Below are 21,266 nucleotides of genomic sequence, written 5' to 3'. Positions count from 1 at the left end.
TGGGGAAACGCTCACACGCACCTCAGGAACCGGAGCGTGCGAGCGCGCGAAGTAGACCATTCCCTCGCGCCCGGGAAACACCCTCACTTCAAACAAACAATGGATGTCGGCTCAGACCCTCGCATGACAAGGATGGACCCATGGGAGCGGACTGCCTCGCCCTGGAGTCGCCCTGACCCGAACGAATGGCCAGCGCGCCCATCCGTGCCGCGCTCACTCCGAATCCCTCACAGGGGGCTCGGCGGTCACCTTCCACAACTGCCCCGAGTCACTGCAGACGGTCTTGGCGAGAGTGACGGTGGTGTTGGTCTTGCCGTCATTGACGATGCCCAGAGACAGCGCATCGCCCTGCGCCTGGGTCGTCAACCGGTAGATGCCGTTGGGCTCCGGAATCAGCTTCCATCGCTGCTCCGGAACATCCGCGGATTTGACGAGGAGGGGGTGATTGCCGGCGGTATTCGCCAGCGACAGGCTGGTCCCATGCCACTGAGTCGTCAGTCGGTAGTAGCCGTTGGCCTCCGGAGTCAGCTTCCACTTCTGCCCCGTGAGGCCTTGCGTCCTGGCGAGGATGGGCAAGTTGTCGGCCTTGCGGTCCCCGAGGATGTCCAACGACATGCCCTCGCCCTGCCACAGAGTCGTCAACCGGTAGTAGCAACGGGCATCGAAGGCGGCGGCCACCGGCGGGGTGTCTGTCGTGGGAGGCGTGGGTTTCGTGGTCGTGGGCATCTGCCACATCCGCTCGAGCAGCGCGAGCATGCCAGGGTCGTGCTTGGCCAGGTCTTCCCGTGTGAAGGGATAGAAGTCGTTGCGGCTGAAGAACGCCTCCGAGGTCTCCGAGAAGTACTCCCACTCGTCGAGGATGGCATAGGCAGGCTCGTACGAGATGGGCAGGTCGGCCCCACGCCTGCGCTCGACGCATTCGTAGCTCCTGTTGGCAACCGCGCGCGCATAGGCAGCCTTGATGTCGGCGTGCTCATGGAGCACATGGTCGTAATAGGCGTGGGCGAGTTCATGGAACACGAACAAGGGCATCCGCTGGGTCTCCTTCTCGAAGATGAGGACGTTCGAGAACTCGATGCTCTTGAGCATCGCCATGTTGCGACCCGGCTGGCCCAACCAGGCGTCGCCGGCATGGTACCGCCCCCCTTCTCGCGCGTCCGGATAGGGAGGCGACAGCCAGAGGTTTACCTTCCGGAGCCGAGCCACAGGGCCCGCGGGGACGACCCGTACAACCTCCTTGAGCTGCGCGGCCAGGAGCACCAGGGCTTTGTCCGTTAGCGGCTTGTGCGCCGCCGAGAACAGGCGGTCATCGATGCGAACCGTCCAGCCCTCGATGGTCCGGACCTGATAGGTGGGAGCGGGGCTGGCCGCGGAGGCGACGCAAGCGAATGCCAGGGCTGCCAGGAGGAGCCATCTTGGAGAGTGCATGCCTCATCATACGCCAGGTGTGGCAGGCAATCCCAACCCACCACGCTGGCGATGGAGGCATGTCGAACCCGCCCTCAGGCAGCCTCAGGGACACTCACAGGCGGGCCTGCACGCGTAGTCGCGATAGCAGGTGTCACCACCACATGCGGCGGTGCAGTCAGCCAACGTGACGAAGTTCCGGTCAACGGAGTCACACCTCCATACCCGCGGGCAGATGGCCATCTGCGTGACTTCACCCTCGGGGCGCTGCTCATCGACGCCGGAGGACTCGGCCGGGGGAGCCTGCTCGGGTTCGGATGCGTTGCCGCCGCAACCCACCATGGAGAGGGTGAGGCCCACGACGACAGCGAGCAGCGGAGAGATGATTCGCATAGGTCAAGCTCCTGGGTTGCACGAGGACGTGCCAACGGGGAGTTCCGCTGGCGCGCTCAAGCGATCCCATCATTTCCTGACGACTCAATCCTTCAAGTCACCAGAGTGATGTCCCCTTGCCAACAGGCGACTCATAGGACACACCACCACACTCACAGCGACCGTGGCCTCGTCGTACTGGAGAATGGCCAGCAGCGGCAGTTCGTCCGTGCCCAGGGGATCGGCGCGAATCTCCGCTCGCCTCGGGACGAATTGCATGGAAACCAATATCTATCTGTGAACGCAAACCAAAGACTACATGCATTCACGACAGCAGACGAAATGAGAGACCGATTTCAGGTAAGGAGTCGCTGACCATCAGGCTATTCATCCTCACGCACCATGGGGCGCGAGCGCAGCCTGGATGAGCACCCGCGCCCGTTCGCGAGTCCGGTTCGAGAGGAGTTCCTCCGCTGTGGCATCGAGCGAGCGATAGGCTAGCGGGAACGCCAGCTCCAAGTCCACGCGCACGTCGAGGACCACCTCGTCGAGCAGGGCGTCCATGTGGTCGCGTCCGCACTTGGAGATGGCGCTGGCGACTCGCGCGGGGTTGACCAATCGCGCGGACCAGTCCACGAGCGTCTCCACCGAGAGGGTCTGGTTCGGACTCCACGCCTCGCTCTCGTCGAAGCGGCCCTCGCTGAACTCGTCGATCTTCCGTTTGACGGAGGCACGCGTACTCGGTGAGGCGCGCAGCTCACTCTTGATGACCAGCCCCTCCGCCACGTTGTCGGCGAGCGTCGGCAACCCCAACAGGCCGGGGACCCGCGTAGGAAACCGCGTGGGGACGCTGTCCATGTCGCCGCGAGTTCCCCGGCGAAGCACGGGAGGCGTCATGAGCCCTACATCCCTCGCCACGGCCTCCAGCTCCGGGTGGGCCAGCAAGACACCCTCGTCTTCCGCATCCCGTGCGAGCAGGACGTCGAATGGGGACCAGCGCAGGTCTGGCGCATACCAGATGCCCGTCTGCACGGCGGACAGACCCGGCACGGGTGGCACCTCCGAATGCGGGTAGTGCCCACCGAAGAGCTCTCCGTAGAAGTACACGGTGCTGGCGGCCGCCCCCAACGCCTGAGCCATTCGCTCGGCGGCGTGCCCCAGTTGCGCTCGCACGAGCTGCCAGCCGAAGAAGGACTCCTCCTCGGTCAGCCACGCCTTGCGTTTGCCGAACCACGTCTGCCCCGCGCGCACGGCGATGACCAACTGCGCGCCATGCACCTTCTCCAGTGCGATCCACGGGCCGCCGGGACTGGCGACCGACTTCGGCTCGCCCGCCGCGGGCATCTTCGCGTAGGTCCGGAAGGGAGGTGGCTGTGCCATGCCCGGGAGAATGCCTGAAGTGGTCGTGCCGCGCTGTCCTCACTCGAGCGCGGCTGGTCCTCCTTGACCCACGACATGCCTGCCTGATTGAACGGACGTGACCATGCGACTCCGCGCCTGCGCCGCACTTCTGCTGCTTCTCTCGGCCTGCGCGACAACAGAGCCGAGCCCCAGGAGCCCAGCAACTCGGAACCCGAGAGTCGCCAACCTCCAGAGAGCGGCGACGCTGCCATGGGCGGATGGAGGCCAATGCGTGGTACGAGAGGCCTCCAACGCATGGGCCGTGCTGGTGGAGCGGTGCTTCCATGCACTCGACCATGACCGGCTCGAGTTTCGTGATGTCACGGGACGATGCGCTGTCGCCTCTGCGGGGGCTGCCGCACTTGGATTGGGAATCTGCGTTCTGATTGCGCCCGAAATCATCGTCGGGGCCGTGATTGTCGCAGGTGCGGTCGTGGTGGCGGCCGCCATCAACGAAGAACTGGTTGCGTATCGGCGGGCATCTCGCGAGAGCGCGAGCCCCGAGGTCCAGACGCAGCCCCTCAAGAAGCCTGCGGCAAACCGAAAGCCTGAGCCATCAGGGCAGGACGGGTTTCCTCCTGGCCCACCTGAGCTACGGACGCGCGAGCGCCGCCCGGACTGCAAGCCCGTCCCAGTTCCGCACGCGGGCGACGATGCCGCCCATAACGAGTGCGCTGATAAGTTTCCGCCCAACCGTTATCCCGGCATGGACGTCATCGTAGGCGGCGAGCGCTTCGATGCGCTGCAGGTCGGCGCGAGTGTGCTGTGGGAGATCAAGACCCATCGATTTGACACATACTCCGACTTCATCCGAGACCGGGAGCTTGAGAGGGAACTGGAGCAAATCGCAAAGGAACGGAACGCCGCGGCAATATGTGGATATGACTTCATCATCGGGGTGAGCACCCAGGCGCACAAAGAAGCGCTGATCGCTCTCGTTCCCTCTCTCAGAATTGTCGTCACGGGATGTACTCGATGACCACCCAGAATCGGCTCCTTCTGACCGTCTACGCGCCTGCACTTGAAGGCGATGACAGCCGCCCACTCGCTGCCGTTCGGGGGATGGAACAGGCGCTCCCTGGCTTACGGCTCGATTGGCGAGTGACCGGAGGGCGACGACTTGCAGCATTGCCACAGCGCGACGCGTGGCTCGTAGGAAAGCTCAAGGACGGGGGATTCCCTCTGGTATGCAACGGAGATGAGAGTTACCCCGTGACGGTGATGGGGAGGAAGAACGCAGGACTCTTCAGTCCTGGCGGTCAGGCCTTGTTTGAAGTCCATGCGAAGTTGCCGCTCGATGCTGCGGTCAACATGGCAGCCGCAGATATGCTGGAGCGCGTCGCGGAGGGCACAAACGCGTTCTGGGGGCGTGCGACGCCACATGACGCTGCAGTAGACATCGCGTATCAGACCGCCCCCACCCTGGAAGGGCCACCGTCTCCACGCCGGGGGCTGCCCGCCCTCAAGCTCTTCGAGCACATCCGCTCGCCCGAGATTCCCTATTACCTCGGGTGGCTGAACTATTGGTCCGCCGCTGCCGCACAGGCCATCGGGTTCCCGGACCCCGCCCGTGACGCGGACCTGCTCTCACGGGCTCGACGCACTGCGACGGGGGGCTGGGTCGTACAGCTCACCGAGGCGCCGCTCGACTTGGACAACCCCGCCCACCTCGACGCGCTCAAGCGCGCCTATGAGCGCTTCCCGGAGATCGGCGGCCGCGCAGCGCCTTGACTCCTCGGCTCCGGGTGCCCGCACGTACATCACGCAGAACCGAAGGAGATTGCGGGCCTCACCCGCCGTGACAAACAATGAATGTCAACCCTGGCCCTCTCCATGACAAGGATTGGGCCTGGGGACCGGATTGCCTCAGCCGTGGTGTTACAGTCCTCGCCAGACCTGAGGTCTACAGGGGGGGACCCGACATGAGACTCGACATCTTCTCGGAGATGCAGCACCCGAAGGAACGGTGGACTGGCGCGGACCACGAGCATCAAATCATCCGTGAGACGCTGGAGCAGGCTCGGCTCGCGGATGAGATGGGCTATGGCGTCTGGTGGCAGGTGGAGCACCACACCGCGGTGGAGTTCAGCTACAGCTCCGCACCCGAGGTCATGCTCACCGCCATCGCGATGGGCACCAAGAACATCCACGTGGGGCACTCGGCGGCGCTCGCGCCCGCACGCTTCAACCACCCCATCCGCATCGCCGAGCGCTCCGCGTTCCTCGACCACCTGAGCGGCGGCCGCTTCCAGCTCGGCATGGCGCGCAGCACCATCCCCGAATGGCGCGTCTTCAACATCGAACCCGACGCCACCCGCTCGCAGATGCAGCAGGCCTTCCAGATGATTCCGAAGCTGTGGACCCAGGAGAAGTTCTCCTGGGACTCACCGGACTTCCGCGTCAAGGACATCAACGTCATCCCCAAGCCCTTCCGCAAACCCCACCCGCCCCTGTGGCAGGCGTGCTCCAGCCCCGCGTCCTTCGAGCAGGCCGGACGCAACGGCGTGGGCGCGCTCGGCGTGACGCTGTGGGCCTCACCCGAAGAGGTGGCGGAAATGATCCACCTCTACCGCGAGGCCCTCCGGACCCGCTGTGAGCCGGTGGGCGACTTCGTCAACGACCAGGTGGCCTTCTTCACCTTCGTGCACTGCGCGGACACCGAACGCGAGGCGATGCAGAACGGCGCGGCGAAGGCGGCGGCCTGGTACACGAGCGGCTCGTTCACCTTCTTCGAGGCCAAGGACCACTTCGTCAGATCCGCCGCGGAGCTGGAGGCCCTCGCCAAGGACCCCGCTGGCGGCGGGCTCACCGGCCAGTACCTGCGCCGCAAGGACCCCAACGCACCCCAGTCCCAGGCCCAGCGCATCCTCGGCCGCATCATGTCCGGCGAGGCCGTGCCGGATGAGCAGGTGTGGGAGGTGCTGAGCGCCCAGGACTCGCTCATCGTCGGGACGAAGGACCAGGTGCGTCAGGGCCTCAAGCGCTACGAGGCCCTGGGCATCGACGCGCTGATGTCCTTCCACCAGGTGGGCGCCCTCTCCCACGAGGCCGTGCTCAAGAGCATCCGCCTCACCGGTGAGCTCATCCCCGAGTTCAAGACGCCCGCGCCTCCCTGAAGTAGCGGAGGACTCCGAGGACCGTTCATCCACCACGGAGTCCTTCGTCCCGACCGTTATCGCGGACATCCGGCGGGAGGCGCCTCCCCTCCCGCGACTCGACAGTTCGGGATGCTGGCTCGACAGGGTGAACGCAACCGCTGGTTGGCCTCGGGAGGACGCCCCTCCGACTCTTCGCACACCAGGGCGCGACTCCTACCTCGCCCCGCTTCCCCAGGGCGCCATCGTGCGCACCTTGGGGACGGTCTCGTGCGGAAGGGGATGGGGATGAGGGTTGGCCAGCGAACACTGGGATGGGGTTTCGCGTGTGCGCTGTGGGCCACGACGCCCACATGGGCGGCGGAGCCCCCGAGTGCCCGGGAGCAGGGCAGCCAGGAGAGCGCCGCGAAGGCTTCCTCGCGCCCCCGCCGCTTCACTCGCGAGTGGTACGTGAGCCCCTCGGGCAATGACACGGCTGCGGGGACGAAGCGCGCCCCATTCAGGACCATCGGCCGCGCGGTGCGCACCGCGGGCCCTGGCGAGGTCATCCGCGTCCAGGCCGGTGAGTACGCCGAAGGGGTGTTCATCGACGGCCCCGCGGTGAAGGCCGGCAAGCCGAACGCGCCCGTCACGCTCTTGGGCGAGGGGAAGCCTCGCATCATCCCGACGGCGCGCGGCGGCACGCTGGTGCAGGTCCGCAAGCCTCACTGGGTCATCGAGGGCTTCGAAATCGACGTGCGCGGACAGCCGCGCTTCGCCGTCCTCTTCGAGGGCGACACCACCGGCGCGGTGCTCACCGGCTGCCACATCCACCACGGCACGCTGGGCGCCGGCGTCGCGACGCACGGTGGCGCGCGCGACGTGCTCATCGAGAACAACCACATCCACGACTTCCGCCGGGCGCCCAAGGGGGACTCGCACGGCGTGGTCATCCAGGCCACGTCGCGGAACATCACCGTGCGCGGCAATGACATCCACGACAACTCGGGTGACTCGGTGCAGTGCCTGCTGCCGGACCGCAAGGGACAGGCGCCCGCTCGCAACGTGGTCATCGAGGGCAACCAACTCCACGACAACGACGAGAACGCCGTGGACATCAAGACGTGCCACGACGTCGTCATCCGTGACAACACGATGTACGGCTTCCGCAAGTCACCCACGTCGGCGGGTGAGGCCATCGTCGTCCACTTCTCCGCGCGGAACGTGCGCATCGAGGGCAACCGCATCTCCGACGCGGGGCGCGGCATCGCGGTGGGCGGCTCGCGCGAGGGCAACCAACCCAGCCCCGCCAACGTCGTGGTGCGCGGCAACACCATCAAGGGAATCACCCAGAGCGGCGGCAGCGACGGCGCGGGCATCCGCGTGGAGAACTCGCGCGACGTGACGGTGGTGGGCAACACCATCTCCGACACCGAGGGCTACGGGATGATGCTCGGCCTGGGCTCCAACGGCGCGCCCAGCGAGAACCTCACCGTGCGCGGCAACTCCATCCAGGGCCGGCACCTGGTGCGCCTGGGCAAGCACCGCCCCGGCCTGAAGATGGACGGGAACCAGTACGCCGCCGAGGGCACCTTCAAGGCCGACCCCGAGGAGACCCGCAGCCTCGCGCAGTGGCGCCGCGTGTCCGGCGTGGACCAGAAGTCCACGCCGCTCCAGTAAACGTGGAGGGAAGCCCCGGTCGCTCGACCGTCTCGGGCGAGCAGGGACTCAACGAGTCCGAGCCCAGCGCATTCCGAGCGAAAGTCGCTCACCGACGCACCCTTGCCGCTTTCGGCAACGCACAGGGCAGGAGGGGACTCGACCCTCGGGGCCATCGCCTCTCGTGGCGCTCTTTCCGCTCGCGCCAATCCACGGAGCAGGACAGGACTCCGGAGGCGTCGTCTCGCAGTGGGGCCCTGTCAGCTCGCGCCAACGCGCGGAGCAGGACAGAACTGGACGCACGGCTTCATCTCGCCCGGCAGTCACTCACTGGCGCCCCTTCCGCGCGCACAGGCAAGGAAGGAGCCGCGACACGTCTCACCGCAGTGCAACCACCCTCCCCGCTTCAATACACAGAAGCGGAGAGGGTCTCGACCCCCGCTCAGGGCGTCTCGTCGGACGGAACTTCACCCGTGAGCACGCAGATGAGCGCGACCGGGTCACACTTCACGGGGAACACGGGGTTGATACCCGAGCCACGCAGGCGGCCCGCCGCGAAGTCCGGATACGGGTCGCACTTCACGTCATCCGGCTTGCCCGCGGTGGCGCAGCTCACCACCGGCCAGATGCCCTTGGCCTGGTACGTCGCCGTGCACCCGTTCTCCGAGTAGCGCAGGTCCGCCTTGAACTGCGTCCCTGGAATGCCCGGCGTGTTGTAGATGCGCAGGTTGGACCACTCGTACGCGAAGCTCTGCGCGGGCAGCGCCTCCGTCGCCGGCACCTCCAGCCGCGTCGTCGACAACTGCGGCACGTCGCAGAAGTTGTCCGCCCCCGGCCCCTCGCTGGCCAACGGCCCCACCGAGTACGGCGTGTGCGACGCATCCACATCCGGCCGGTCCTTGAAGTCCACCAGCAGCTTCCCCATCCGCGCGCTGCGCAGCGCCACCGTGTCCGGCGCCTTGGGGTCCTGGCTGTAGTACTTCTGCATCCCCACCGCCTCCGGCGCCAACCGCGCGCACTGCAGGTCGGGATTCTGTCCCGGCAGCAGCGTGTACACCGTGGCGAACGAACCGATGGAGCCATCCGTCACGGCCCTTGCCACCACACACTGCGCCTCCGGGTCCTCCACCCCACAGCCCGCGAGCACCAGCGCCGCCAGCGCGCCCATTCCCATTCCACGAATCATTGGCAGATGTCCTTTCATGGCGAGCGCCTAGAAGGTCAGCTTCGCGCCCAGCCGCACGGAGCGCGGCGCCTGGTAGGCCGTGGGGCGCTTGAAGTTGGGGTTGATGTCCGCGGGACCGATGGGCAGGTTCGTCGCGGTCGAGATGACCTTGCAGTCCGGGTTGTTGGCGACGAGGCACGCCGACAGGTCCGCGGGCTTTCCTCCCTGCTCAATCGCATAGACACGCGTCGTGGTCAGCGTCTGGTCCACCGCCGTGTATTGCTGGAAGTTGAAGACGTTGAACACGTCCAGCGACATGCTCAGCACGTAGTCCCCACTCAGCTTCTGGTTCACGCTCACGCGGGTGTCGATGTTGTGCACCCACGGCAGCCGGCCCGCGCTGCCTCGCGGCAGGATGAACGTCTCCGAGCCGCTGCGCCGCGGATGCGCACCCAGGTAGTTGAGCGGCGTCCCCGAGCGGCTGCGATACCCACCGCCCACGTTCAGGCTCGTCGAGCGCGTCAGGTTGAACTCGCGCGCGCCGAACACCTTGAGCGCGTGCGTGCGGTCCCCGGGCAGCGCGCCGTCGCGGTTGGTGGTCAGCGACACCAGGTCGAAGTCGCGCGTGAGGTTGGGCGACAGCTGGCCGGTGTCCGCGCGGAACAGCCCCGAGTAATTGCCGCGCAGCTTGGACCACGTGTAGCTCGCCTGGGCCAGCCAGCCGTCGGAGAACGCCTTCTGGTAGTACACGTTCACCGCGTCGTAGTGGCGCTTCGCCTCGGGGAAGTCCGTCGAGAACCCCTTGCCCGGGTTGCCCAGGAAGAAGGTGTTGCCGTCATCGCGGCTCATGTCCTCGATGACGTCGTTGAGCACGCGCCGCGTGTACGTCAGGCCGAAGCGGCCGAGCAGCACCTCGTACTCACCACCCACCATGAGCTCGTCCGCGGACTGGGCGCGGATGTTCGGGTCCACCGGCACGCGGTCTCCACCCTGCGCGTCCCAGCGCTGGTTCGGCCCCTCCCGGCTGCCGATGGCCTGACGGTTGCCCACCGCCACGCAGCCGGTGCGCAGCGAGTCTCGGTCGCTCGGGTCACACGCCGGATAGTTGTACGTGGCCGACAACAGCTGCTGCTGCGGGAAGGACAGGTCCGCCAGGTCCAACGGCACGTTCTCGAAGAAGCGCGCGAAGTTGACGAACAGCTTCGAGCGTCCCTGCTGTGTGAAGTCGTAGACCAACCCCACGCGCGGCGACCACTGGTTGGGCAGGTGCAAGCCCACCTTGTCGTCCAACCCGCGGATGGTCTGCACGTCGTAGCGCAGGCCCGCGTTGAGCGTCACCTTGTCCAGGATGGACCAGCTGTCCTGGATGAAGCCGCCCATCGTCACCGACGTGGACGTGCCCTCCTTGCTCGCCAGGAACACCGGCTGGTCCGGGCCCTCGAGATAACCGTACTGGTTGAGCGTGAAGAAGCAGCGGCCGTTGGCGCACTCCTGCCACGGGGCACCGCCCGTGCGCGCGCGGTGGTTGTAGAAGCTCATCCGCTCCGCGTCGAAGCCCGCCTTGATGATGTGGTGGCCGAGCGCCTGCAACAGGAAGGTGCCCATCACCTTGCCCTGGAAGCGGTCCAGCTCCTGCTCGCTGATGGTGCCAGGGCCGCCCGTCGAGTACGCCCGGACGGGACACTTGAGCTGCTGCTCCTCCGGCGTCGCGCCACAGACGGACGGGTCCTGCAACGTCTCGAAGAAGGTGATGGAGCGCGGGCCGGGGTTGCTCGTGCGGCGCCAGGCGATGTTCGGCTCCGAGGCCAGCCCCGTGGGCGACAACAGCCCCGAGCCATCCGATGGCAGCGTGCTGTCCGACTGGTGGTGCCAGCCGAGCGTCGCGTCGACCAGGAACTTCTTGTCGAAGAAGGACGACGATTGCTTGGCGACGATGTCCATCACCCCGTTGCTGCGCCGGGTGGCGATGGAGTCGTAGGTCCCCTGCACGTACGAGGTGCACGACAGCCCCAGACACACCTCCGGGTCACCGTCGTCGCTGAAGGCATACTTGCCCGACCCCCCCGACGAGCGCGGCGTGCCGAACACCGACACGGACAGGTTGTGGTCCGGGTTGAAGAGGTACGTCAGCTTGGTCATGTACTGCAGCGAGCGCTCATCCGCGAAGCGCGTGGTGCGCGTGCCCTCGATGGGCGTCACCAGACCGAAGCCCGTCTCCGGATCCCGGACGCGCTGGCCCGCCGCGGTGCACCCGGGCCGCGTGTCGCCCTCCTCGCAGAACTCCAGCCGGCTCAGCTGCCGGTCCACGCGGATGCGATTGAACGACGGCGCCACGCCCGCGTAGAACCAGAGCTTGTCCTTGAGGATGGGACCGCCCAGGTCGAAGCCGAAGTCCCCCTGGTTCCACGGCTGCCCCTGCGCGGAGATGACGCTGCCCTCCTGCCGGACGATGGTGCCGTTTCGCTGCAGCGAGCCCGGCGCCATGTTCGCGAACACCGAGCCGTGGAACTCGTTGGAGCCCGACTTGGTGACGACGTTGAGCACGCCGCCCGTGGAGCGGCCGTACTCCGGCATGTAGCCACCGGTGATGACGTTGACCTCTTGCACGAACTCCACCGACAGCGGCGTGCCCAGCGTGCCCACGCCCGGGTCGTTCACCGACAGGCCATCCACCACGTACTGGCTCTCCGGGGAGCTGCTGCCGCTGACGCTCACGCCGTAGCGGTCCTCCACCGCGCCCGGGGCCAGCTCCGCCAGCGACTCGAACGAGCGCGACGCGGAGCCCTTGCTGCCCGGACGGATGACGGCCACGTTGCGCAGGAAGTCCGCGTCCACGCTCATGCCCTGCGTGCTCGAGCCCACGTCCAACGTGGGCGCCGCGCTGATGGAGATCTCCTCCCCGAACGCCGAGGGCAACAGCTGGATGTTCACCCGGATGGTGCGGTCCAACCGCAGCACGATGTCCGGGCGCACGAAGGGCTCGAAGCCCTCGCGCTCCACGCGCAGCGTGTACGTGCCCGGCGGCAGCTGCGGGATGCGATACAGGCCGCTCGCATCCGAGACCACCACCCGCTCACCCTGCAGCTTCGGCGAGGTGGCCGTCACCACCGCGTCGCCCAGCGCCTTCTTGTCCTCCGCGCTGGTGATGGTGCCGGTGATGACCGAGACGCCCTGAGCGAACGCTCCGGCGCCACAGAGCAGGACCGCGAGACACACCCCGCGGGCGAGACCCAAACGTATGGACAAAGCTGACTCCCTCCCTTTGATTCCGGAGGGCACTCTGTCTCAAGACGCGAGAAAGCAACAATCCCCAATCAAACAGAACAGCGCGTCAAGGCGCTTCACCCAGCAGGCCTGGAACAGGCGGGAGTCCCCTGCTCCAGGGAGCGGTCGAAGGCCAGGCGCAGGAAGGCGTCCAGCGGGGCGCGGCCCTTCTCCACGCGGCTGCGCAGCACCGCGCCCTCCCAGGCGCCGAGCATGAAGGTGGCGAGCATCTGGGGCGCGACGTCCGGGGCCACCTCGCCCGCGGCCTGGGCCTCGCGCAGGACGTGCTCGAGGTGGGAGGACCACTCGGTGAAGGAGGCCGCCACGCGCTCGCGGATGAGGGGGCTGTGGTCGGCGAGCTCCGCGGCGAAGTTGGCCAACAGGCAGCCGCACTCGAAGCGGCCCTCGACGAGCCGCTCCACCTGCTGGGCGAAGTAGTCGCGCAGCCGTCGCAGGGGCGTCTTCGCGGGGTCCTGGAGCAGCGACAGGTCCTGCACGCTGGCGCGCATGTACTGGTCCACCACCGCCGCGCCCAGCGCCTCCTTGCTGTCGAAGTGGTTGTAGAAGGACCCCTTCGGCACGCCCGCCGCGTCGGTGATGTCCTGGACGCCGCAGCCGTTGAAGCCCTGCGTGCGCAGCGTCTCCAGACCGGCGGCGAGCAGCCTGTCGCGAACACTGGCTCTCGGCATCGGAGCCTTTTACGGCCACGTGTCCCAGGTCGTCAAAAGCGCCCATCTCCAGCGCTCAACCCTATGATTCCACGGTGGTTTTCATTCAATATGACCAGTCGTCTTGAAGACCTGGAGGACGGCCGCTAGCTTGGTGGGCGTCGGGGACAGGTGGGCGAGGAGGAGCGCCGCCTGGGTCCTCCCGTGAGGGAGTGCAGCCATGAGCAGAGCGAGTACGTCGGACCGGATTCGCGTGGGCATCATCGGGGCGAGCCCCCAATGGGGCTGGGCGACGTATGCCCACCTGCCCGCGTTGCAGACGCTGCCGCGCTTCCGCGTCACGGCGGTGAGCACCACGCGGCAGGAGAGCGCGGACGAGACGGCGCGCCGCTTCGATGTTCCCCACGCCTTCGCCAGCGCCGAGCCGCTGGTCACGCATCCAGAGGTGGACCTGGTGGTGGTGTCGGTGCGCGCGACCGAGCACGCGAAGCTGGTGAAGGCCGCGCTCGCCGCGAAGAAGCACGTGTTCTGCGAGTGGCCCCTGGGCGCGTCGCTGGCCGAGACGACGGAGCTGGAGGCGCTGGCCCGGCAGGCGGGGGTGCGCACCGTCATCGGATTGCAGCGGCGACTGGCGCCCGGGGTGCGCTACCTGAAGGACCTGCTCCAGGAGGGCTACCTGGGGCGGCTGCGCTCCGTGTCGCTGCAGGTCACCACGTCGATGCTCGGACACCGGCGGCCCAAGGCCTATGGCTACACGGCGGACGCCACCCAGGGCGCCAACACGCTGGCCACCATCACCGCACACTTCCTGGACACGGTGCTGGCCGCGGTGGGGGACCTCCGGAGCGCGTCCGCGCTCGTGGCTCGGCAGCTCGAGCAGACCACGCTGATTGAGACAGGCGAGGTCATCCCCGTCACCGCGCCCGACCAGGTGCTGGTGAGTGGAACGCTGGAGAGCGGCGCGCTGTTGTCCGCGCACATCGAGGCGGGCAAGCGCAACGGCGGCGTCATCGGCGCCACCTTCACCGGCACGGAGGGAGATTTGTACCTCTCCCATGACCTGAAGGTGTCCGGCGCGCGGGGCGATGACCAGCCGCTCCAGTTGCTACCAATACCCGAGCAGTACACCTGGGGTCCGCAGGGCTCGCTCACGGATGACGCGTACCAGACGGGCCAGCTCTACACGGCCTTCGCTCGGGACTGGGACGAGGGCACGTCGCTGGCGCCCGACTTCACGTATGCGTTGAAGCTGCATCGGATTCTGGACACCTTCGCGGAGTCCTCGGCGTCGGGACAGCGTCGGACGCTGTAGGCGGGCCACCCTCCTGGCGGGAGAGCGGTGGACCGCAGCGGGGCGGCGCGGCCCTGGTCTATGCTGCGCGCTCCCGTGGACGCTCCCCTGCCCTCCCGTCGCCGCCTCCTGGTGCCCGCCGTGGTGTTCGCCGTCGCGAGCACGCTGGTGGCGTCGGCCGCGCTGTATGTGCAGGGCCTGCTGCCGGCCTCCGTGCCGTCCGCGTCGGAGCCCTTCCACTATCAGGGCTACGAGAAGGTGCTCCGGCACGTGCGCGCGGATGGGAACGTGGACTTCTCCTCCATCGGCCGTGAGCGCGCGGAGCTGGACCGCTTCGTCGAATCACTGGCCTCGTTCTCGCCGCACAACCGTCCGGAGGTGTTCCCGACGGCGGAGGACGCGCTGGCCTTCTGGCTCAATGCCTACCACGCGCTGGTGCTCCAGCAGGTGGTGGATGGGTATCCCTATCTGGAGAGCGTGCAGGGGCGTTTCTATTGGGGGCGCTCGTGGCCCGTGGGCGGGCAGCGCATGACGCTGTGGTCGCTGCACCACCGCGTCCTCGCCCGTGAGTACGCCGACCCGCGCATCCACCTGGCGCTGTTCCAGGCCACGCGCGGTGGGCCTCGCATGGACAGCACCCACTTCCAGCCCGAGTTCCTCGACGCGCAGCTGAACGAGGCCAGCCGCCGGTTCGTGGGCGACAAGCGCCACGTGCGCCTGGACCGCGACACGGTGCACCTGGCGAAGCTGTTCGAGACCTGGCGCGAGGACTTCCTCGCCGCGCTGCCCGAGGGACGTCGGGGCAACGTGCTCCAGTTCGTCTGGGCGTTCCTACCGGACACCTGTGAGGAGCGTCCCGGCTGCGACACGCGCGCGGACCTGGACCACGCCTGTGGGCCGAAGCTGGACCGCTGCCACATCGTGTACGAGCCGGAGGACCCCTCGCTCCCGGACGCCGCCGCGCGTGAAGTCCGCTCGGAGCGCTGACGTCACGCGGGCAGCCGCTCGCGGCGCCCCGTCGGCGGCGTGTGCTCCTCGTCCTCCCGCTCGCGAGCGCGGGGCCGCGGCACCGCGCCTCCGTCCTTGCGCCCGCGCAGCCACTTCTCCAGTCCGACGGCGGGCAGCACCACCGCGCCCACCAGCACGGACAGGCCGATGGCCTCCAGCGACAGCGGCGCGGTGCCGAAGACGCTCCGCATGAAGGGCACGTACATGAAGGCGAGCTGCAGCAGCACCAGCGCGCCAATGCCCATGAACACCGTGGGGTTGCTGAACAGGCCCACCTTGCGCACCGAGCCGGTGAGGGTGCGGCACATCACCATGTAGAAAATCTGGAAGCTGATGACGGTGTTCACCGCCATCGTCTGCGCCTCGGCCAGCGCCCGCGCGTGCCCCACCGCCGGCACCTCGCGCGAGTACTCCCAGAGGAACAGGCCGATGGCCCCCGCCGCCATCAACAACGCGACCAGCCCCGTGCGCATCACCACGAAGTGACTGAGCACCGGCGCGTCAGGTCGACGCGGCCTCCTGCGCATCACGTCCGGCTCACGCGCCTCGAACGCCAGCGGCAGCGCGAGCGACACCGTGGCCACCAGGTTTATCCAGAGCAGCTGCGTGGGCAGCATCGCCATCAGCGGCACCGCCTTCCCGCCGATGTCCTGGATGGGGAAGAACGCCACACCGCACAACAGGATGAGCGCGAGCCCCAGGTTGGTGGGCAGCACGAAGGCGAGCGACTTGATGAGGTTGTCGTAGACGCGCCGCCCCTCCTCCACCGCCGCCGCGATGGAGGCGAAGTTGTCATCCGTGAGCACGATGTCCGCCGCCTCCTTGGACACCGCCGTCCCGGTGATTCCCATCGCCACGCCGATGTTCGCCTGCTTGAGCGCGGGCGCGTCGTTCACCCCGTCACCCGTCATCGCCACCACGTGCCCTCGCGCCTGGAGCGCGCGCACCAGGCGCAGCTTGTGCTCCGGCGCCACGCGCGCGAAGACATTCGTGCTCTCGGCCACGTGCGCCAGCTGCGCGTCATCCAGCGCGCCCAGCTTCGCGCCCGCGACGCCCGGCCTCCCCGGCTCGTGCAGGCCCAGCTTCGCGCCGATGGCCTCCGCCGTCGCCAGGTGGTCGCCGGTAATCATCTTCACGACGATGCCCGCCTCGTGACAGGCGCGCACCGCCTCGATGGCCTCCTCGCGCGGAGGGTCCATCATCCCCTGCAGGCCCAGCAGCTCCAGCCCGCCCTCCACGTCCTCCAGCGCGAGCTGGTCCTTCGCCTCGGGCACCTGCCGGGACGCCACCGCGAGCACGCGCATGCCCCGCCGCGCCAGTCGCTCCACTTCTTCCAGCACCGCCTCGCGGGACACGGCGCCGTCCAGCTCACAGCGGGCCAGGACGACCTCGGGCGCGCCCTTGAGGAGCAGCACGCGGCCCTCGCGGCCATCGTCGTGCAGCGTGGCCATGAACTGGTTCTCCGACTCGAACGGGATGGCGTCCACGCGGGCGAAGCGCGCACGGGACTCCTCCACGCGCAGGCCCGCCTTCTGCGCCGCCACCACCAGCGCGCCCTCCGTCGGGTCGCCCGTCATGCGCCAATCGCCGTCGGCCCCCTCGAGCGCCGCGTCGTTGCACAGCGCGCCGGCGAGCAACAGCTCCTTCGCGTCCTCGGGCAGCAGCGACTCGCTGAGCGCGGGCCCGTCGCGGCGCAGCTCGCCCCGAGGCGCGTACCCCACGCCGGTGACGGTGTAGCGCCCCGTCGGCGTCCACAAGGCCTGCACCGTCATCTCGTTGCGCGTGAGCGTGCCCGTCTTGTCCGAGCAGATGACGGTGGTGCTGCCCAACGTCTCCACCGCGGGGAGCTTGCGGATGACCGCGCGCCGGGCCGCCATGCGCTGCACGCCGATGGCCAGGGCGATGGTGACGATGGCGGGCAGGCCCTCCGGAATCGCCGCCACCGCCAGGGTGATGGCCACCACCACCGCCTCGCTGATGTCATAGCCGCGCCACAGCCCCACCCCGAGCAACAGCACCGACACCACGAGGATGGCCACGGTGATGACCATGGCGATGCTCGCGAGCGCCTTCGTCAGCGGCGTCTGCAAATCCGTCGCTTCGCTCAACATCTCCGAGATGCGCCCCAGCTCCGTGGCGCCTCCCGTCGCGATGACCACGGCCTGCCCCACCCCCGACGTCACCAGCGTGCCGCCGAAGACGACGCTCGTCCTGTCCCCCAACTCCGCGTCCTCCTCCACCACCGAGGACTGCTTCGCCGCCGGCACGGACTCGCCCGTGAGCGCGGCCTCCTCCACCTGGAGGTTGCGCGAGCCCACCAGCCGCATGTCCGCGGGCACCTTGTCCCCCGCGGCAATCTCCACCACGTCCCCGGGCACCAGCTCCGCGGCGGGCACCGCGCGCTTGTGGCCCGCGCGCACCACCGTCGCGTTCTGCGGCACCATCCGGCTGAGCGCCTCGATGGCCTTGCCCGCGCGGAACTCCTGCACGAAGCCGATGAGCGTGTTGAGCACCACCACGGCGGCCACCACGAGCCCGTCCGTCACCTTCCCCATCACCACCGCCAACACCGCCGACACGATGAGCACCCAGATGAACGGACTGTTCACCTGACGCCACAACAGCTTCAGCGGCCCCTCGCCCTTCTGTCGCTCCAGGACATTGGGCCCGTGGCGGGAGAGCCGCTCGCGCGCCTGCTCGTCCGTCAGTCCCATGGGTCCGCTGCCCAGGTGCTCGAAGACTCTCTCAGCGGGAAGGGAATGCCAGGGGACGCTGCCCCGCACGGGCGCAGTCGCGTCCTGGCCAGGCGCGGCGGGTGGCGGCTCGTGCATGGGATTCCCCCTGCCGGACATCGGCGGTGATGGAAGGGCGGTGACTCCCCTCCCGAAAAGCTATGTCCGCCGCCGCCACCCGATTCACGCCCGCCCTCGGAGCAACCAGGCGGGGCGTGCGGGCCCCAACAAAGTCTTTACGGAGTCGTTACTTTCTGAGTATTCAGGAAATAGAGCTTTCGATAATCCATCGCGGTCGTCGTACCCGCGCCCCGCTCCGGTTTCCCTATGGCCGAGGCGGGGCGTCCTTGTCGCGGGCACCGTCACGCGTCGGAGTGTCGAGCGGCCTCGGCGGCGGCGCGGCGCAGCAGGTCTCCCGTCGCCGCGTCCGCGGGGAAGAAGGACTCAATCGCCAGCTCCGCCAGGGTGATGTCCACCGGCGTGCCGAACACCGTCGTCGTGCCGATGAAGGACAGCACGCCCCGGGGCGTCATGATGCGAAGCGGCACCACCACGCCCGCATAGTCTGGCTCGGCCGCGCCGTCCGGCACGGGCCCCATGCCCCGCAGCTCCTCCAGCAGCTCCGCCAGCGTCGCGTCCGCGGTGGTCGACACCTGGCGCTGCAGCCGCGCCAGCACGTGCGTGCGCCACTGCTCCAGGTTGAGGATGCGCCGACCCAGGCCGTCCGGGTGCAGGCTCAGCCGCAGCACGTTGACGGGAGGCTGGAGCAGCTCGCCGGGGATGCCCTCCAGGAGCACCCCCACCGCGCGGTTGGCGGTGACGAGGTGCCAGTGACGGTCCACCGCGAGCGCCGGGTAGGGCTCGTGTCCGGAGAGCACCAGCTCCACCGCCTCGCGCGCCGCCGTCATGCGCGGCCCGTCCAGCTCGTTCTCCGAATAGACCGGCGCGAAGCCCGCCGCCATGAGCAGCGTGTTGCGCTCGCGCAGCGGGACGTCCAGCTCCTCGGCCAGGTGCAGCAGCATGTCCCGGCTCGGCGTGGAGCGGCCCGTCTCCAGGAAGCTCACGTGTCGGGCGGACACCTCCGCGCGGCACGCCAGGTCCAGCTGACTCAGGCTGCGGCGCTGACGCCACTCGCGCAGCAACTCTCCCACCGGACGGCTCGGCATCATCATGCCCCTGACCCTAGGAACGACGGGGAAGCCTTCCAATTACCTCCCGCGTAATCGACTCACGCGGGGCCGGCGCGCAATTTGTGTCCCCAGACGGCGGCCGGATTCCCCGGCGCCGCGATTCCGAGGACACCACCATGAGTGCCATTCCCGCGTCGCGCACCTTCCTGGGCCACATCCTGCTCGCCGACGGACTCATCAGCGGCGCCACCGGGGCGCTGATGTTCTTCGCCGCCCAGCCCCTGAGCGAGCTCCTGGGCCTGCCCGTCACGCTGCTGCGCTCGGCGGGCTTCAGCCTGCTGCCCTTCGCCGCGCTGCTCGTGTTCCTGGCCAACCGGCCCCTCGTCCCCCGGGGGCTCATCTGGGCCATCATCGGCGCCAACGTGCTGTGGACGGTGGACAGCCTGGGGCTGCTCGCCTCGGGATGGGTGCAGCCCACCGTCTGGGGCGTGGCCTTCATCGTCGTGCAGGCCGTGGCCGTGGCCGTCTTCAGTTGCCTGCAGCTGATGGCCCTCAAGCAGGCCCGCATGGTGCCCGCCTGAGCGTCCCGACGGGTGCGGCGCGAGGCGTGCCTCAGAGCGCCTTGCGCACCGCCTCCAGCGCGGCGTCGTAGTCCGGCTCGTGCATCATCTCCGGGACCACCTCGCGGAACACCACCCGGCCCTCGCGGTCCACCACGAAGGTGCTGCGCGCGAGCAGGCCCAGCTCCTTCATGTACAGGCCATACTTCCGCGCGAAGTCCCGGTCCTTGTAGTCCGACAGCACCGCCACGTTCTGGATGCCCTCGGCCGCGCTGAAGCGGTTGAGGGCGAAGGGCAGGTCCAGGCTCAGGTACCAGACCTTCACGTCCGGCCCCAGCTGCGTCGCCTGCTGGTTGAACATGCGCAGCTGGATGGCGCAGACCTTGGTGTCCACGCTCGGCGCCACGCTCAACACCACCACCTGCCCCTTGAGCTCCGACAGGCGGTGGGACTCGTAGAAGCCCTTGTACACGGTGAAGTCGGGCGCGAGGTCGCCCACCTGCACCTGCCTGTCGCCCTCCAGCGTCACCGGCTTCCCACGGTAGGTGACCTGGTCCTTGAACTCGGCCATCACTGCACTCCTCTCACGTCACGCGGCCAGCAGTGCCGCACCAATGAGGCCGCTGTCGTCGCCGAGCTCCGCGTCGGCGATGAGCAACCCCTCGCGGGACGTCTGGGACGCCCACGCCCTCACACCGTCCAACACCCGGCGCCGCATGCCAGGGCAGTGGTTCAACACCCCACCGCCCAGGATGAGCCTCGCCGGGTTCAACACCGTCACCTGGTTGGCCACCGCCAACGCCAGGAACCGGGCGGCCCGCTCATACACCTCCCGAGCGGCCTCGTCGCCTGCTTCCGCCGCCTGCTCCAGCGACACCGGCGTCAGCCTGGAGGCGTCGTCCTCCACCAGCTTCGCCAGCACCGGGGCGCGGCCCGCGACGAGCAGCTCCTTCGACTGCGCGATGAGGTTGTGGCCCCCGGTGTACGCCTCCAGGCAGCCCTGCTCGCCGCAGCCGCAGCGCCGCCCGTCGGGGACGACCTTGATGTGGCCCAGCTCGGCCGCCACGCCGCCCGCGCCCTCCAGCAGGCGCCCGCCGGCGACGATGGCGCTGCCCACGCCCGAGCCGACGAACACCACCAGCAGGTCCTGCGCGCCACGGCCCGCGCCCGCGTGCAGCTCACCCCACGCGGCGGCGGACAAGTCATTCACCACCTTCACCGGCTGCTTCAGCCGGTCGGTGAGCATCTGGCCCAGCGGCACGTTGCGCCAGCCCAGGTTGGGGGCCACCGACAGCACCCCCGAGTCCTTGTGGATCTGCGCGGCCGCGCCCACGCCGCAGCCGTCCACCGGCACGCCCGCGGACTTCACCGCCTCCGAGGCGGCCCTGGCGATGGTCTCCACCACCCCGGACGGGCTGCGCTCGTCGAGCGCCACCTTGGTCGACGCGAGCATCTTCCCCGCCTCGTCCACCACGGCGGCTCGAGCGAACGTCCCCCCCAGGTCGATTCCCAACGTCGGCATGGCGGTGTTCCCT

Annotated in this window: 17 protein-coding genes; 7 read left to right on the top strand and 10 right to left on the bottom strand. The window is 68.4% G+C overall.

The window, feature by feature from the left end; all coding sequences use genetic code 11:
- Positions 1 to 213: 213 nt before the first annotated feature.
- The 3 genes from LXT21_RS12285 to LXT21_RS12275 form a co-directional block, all read right to left on the bottom strand.
- On the bottom strand, positions 214 to 1,428 hold the full coding sequence (locus LXT21_RS12285) for an RICIN domain-containing protein (protein ID WP_254038300.1): 1,215 nt from the start codon (positions 1,426 to 1,428) through the stop codon (positions 214 to 216).
- A gap of 84 nt (positions 1,429 to 1,512) precedes the next feature.
- A complete protein-coding gene (locus LXT21_RS12280) occupies positions 1,513 to 1,800 on the bottom strand; it encodes a hypothetical protein (RefSeq protein ID WP_254038299.1) in 288 nt (95 codons plus the stop codon).
- A 372-nt stretch (positions 1,801 to 2,172) separates the two neighbouring features.
- The gene (locus LXT21_RS12275) at positions 2,173 to 3,159 is read right to left on the bottom strand and encodes an RNA ligase family protein (RefSeq protein WP_254038298.1); all 987 of its coding nucleotides are present in this window, start codon (positions 3,157 to 3,159) and stop codon (positions 2,173 to 2,175) included.
- Positions 3,160 to 3,262: 103 nt separating this feature from the next.
- On the opposite strand from LXT21_RS12275, the gene LXT21_RS12270 reads away from it, so the two are divergent.
- The 4 genes from LXT21_RS12270 (at position 3,263) to LXT21_RS12255 (ending at position 7,934) form a co-directional block, all read left to right on the top strand.
- Complete coding sequence (locus LXT21_RS12270; protein ID WP_254038297.1) at positions 3,263 to 4,159, top strand: DUF6310 domain-containing protein; 897 nt, start codon at positions 3,263 to 3,265, stop codon at positions 4,157 to 4,159.
- The gene (locus LXT21_RS12265; RefSeq protein ID WP_254038296.1) at positions 4,156 to 4,911 is read left to right on the top strand and encodes a DUF5953 family protein; all 756 of its coding nucleotides are present in this window, start codon (positions 4,156 to 4,158) and stop codon (positions 4,909 to 4,911) included. Before LXT21_RS12270 ends, LXT21_RS12265 begins: the two co-directional genes overlap by 4 nt.
- A gap of 191 nt (positions 4,912 to 5,102) precedes the next feature.
- Positions 5,103 to 6,296 carry an LLM class flavin-dependent oxidoreductase gene (locus tag LXT21_RS12260; RefSeq protein WP_254038295.1) on the top strand — a complete coding sequence of 398 codons (1,194 nt, stop codon included), beginning with the start codon at positions 5,103 to 5,105 and terminating at the stop codon, positions 6,294 to 6,296.
- 429 nt (positions 6,297 to 6,725) lie between these two features.
- Complete coding sequence (locus LXT21_RS12255) at positions 6,726 to 7,934, top strand: right-handed parallel beta-helix repeat-containing protein (RefSeq protein ID WP_254038294.1); 1,209 nt, start codon at positions 6,726 to 6,728, stop codon at positions 7,932 to 7,934.
- 421 nt (positions 7,935 to 8,355) lie between these two features.
- Here the strand turns inward: LXT21_RS12255 and LXT21_RS12250 are convergent, their stop codons facing one another.
- The 3 genes from LXT21_RS12250 to LXT21_RS12240 form a co-directional block, all read right to left on the bottom strand.
- Positions 8,356 to 9,099, bottom strand: a complete 744-nt coding sequence (locus LXT21_RS12250; RefSeq protein ID WP_254038293.1) for a hypothetical protein — start codon at positions 9,097 to 9,099, stop codon at positions 8,356 to 8,358.
- Positions 9,100 to 9,126: 27 nt separating this feature from the next.
- Entirely contained in the window at positions 9,127 to 12,324 is a 3,198-nt protein-coding gene (locus LXT21_RS12245; RefSeq protein ID WP_254038292.1) for a TonB-dependent receptor, read from the bottom strand.
- A 95-nt stretch (positions 12,325 to 12,419) separates the two neighbouring features.
- Positions 12,420 to 13,031 carry a TetR/AcrR family transcriptional regulator gene (locus LXT21_RS12240; protein ID WP_254038291.1) on the bottom strand — a complete coding sequence of 204 codons (612 nt, stop codon included), beginning with the start codon at positions 13,029 to 13,031 and terminating at the stop codon, positions 12,420 to 12,422.
- A gap of 199 nt (positions 13,032 to 13,230) precedes the next feature.
- Between LXT21_RS12240 and LXT21_RS12235 the strand changes: the two genes are divergently transcribed.
- Both LXT21_RS12235 and LXT21_RS12230 read left to right on the top strand, forming a co-directional pair.
- A complete protein-coding gene (locus LXT21_RS12235; RefSeq protein ID WP_254038290.1) occupies positions 13,231 to 14,322 on the top strand; it encodes a Gfo/Idh/MocA family protein in 1,092 nt (363 codons plus the stop codon).
- A gap of 60 nt (positions 14,323 to 14,382) precedes the next feature.
- Positions 14,383 to 15,288, top strand: a complete 906-nt coding sequence (locus LXT21_RS12230; RefSeq protein ID WP_254038289.1) for a DUF547 domain-containing protein — start codon at positions 14,383 to 14,385, stop codon at positions 15,286 to 15,288.
- Positions 15,289 to 15,290: 2 nt separating this feature from the next.
- On the opposite strand, the gene LXT21_RS12225 is transcribed toward LXT21_RS12230, so the two are convergent.
- The gene (locus tag LXT21_RS12225; protein WP_256571490.1) at positions 15,291 to 18,140 is read right to left on the bottom strand and encodes a cation-translocating P-type ATPase; all 2,850 of its coding nucleotides are present in this window, start codon (positions 18,138 to 18,140) and stop codon (positions 15,291 to 15,293) included.
- Positions 18,141 to 18,403: 263 nt separating this feature from the next.
- Positions 18,404 to 19,213, bottom strand: a complete 810-nt coding sequence (locus LXT21_RS12220) for a helix-turn-helix domain-containing protein (RefSeq protein WP_254038287.1) — start codon at positions 19,211 to 19,213, stop codon at positions 18,404 to 18,406.
- A 134-nt stretch (positions 19,214 to 19,347) separates the two neighbouring features.
- Here LXT21_RS12220 and LXT21_RS12215 point away from each other — a divergent pair, with 134 nt between their 5' ends.
- A complete protein-coding gene (locus tag LXT21_RS12215; RefSeq protein WP_254038286.1) occupies positions 19,348 to 19,752 on the top strand; it encodes a hypothetical protein in 405 nt (134 codons plus the stop codon).
- A gap of 31 nt (positions 19,753 to 19,783) precedes the next feature.
- Here the strand turns inward: LXT21_RS12215 and tpx are convergent, their stop codons facing one another.
- Positions 19,784 to 20,302 (bottom strand): thiol peroxidase, encoded by a 519-nt coding sequence (tpx, locus tag LXT21_RS12210; RefSeq protein ID WP_254038285.1) that lies wholly within the window; start codon positions 20,300 to 20,302, stop codon positions 19,784 to 19,786.
- An 18-nt stretch (positions 20,303 to 20,320) separates the two neighbouring features.
- Entirely contained in the window at positions 20,321 to 21,253 is a 933-nt protein-coding gene (locus LXT21_RS12205) for an ROK family protein (protein ID WP_254038284.1), read from the bottom strand.
- Positions 21,254 to 21,266 lie beyond the last annotated feature (13 nt).

The sequence above is a fragment of the Myxococcus guangdongensis genome, assembly GCF_024198255.1.
Taxonomy (GTDB): Bacteria; Myxococcota; Myxococcia; order Myxococcales; family Myxococcaceae; genus Myxococcus; species Myxococcus guangdongensis.
Note: the sequence above shows the minus strand (reverse complement) of the source record. Positions and strands in the feature narration are given on the sequence as shown.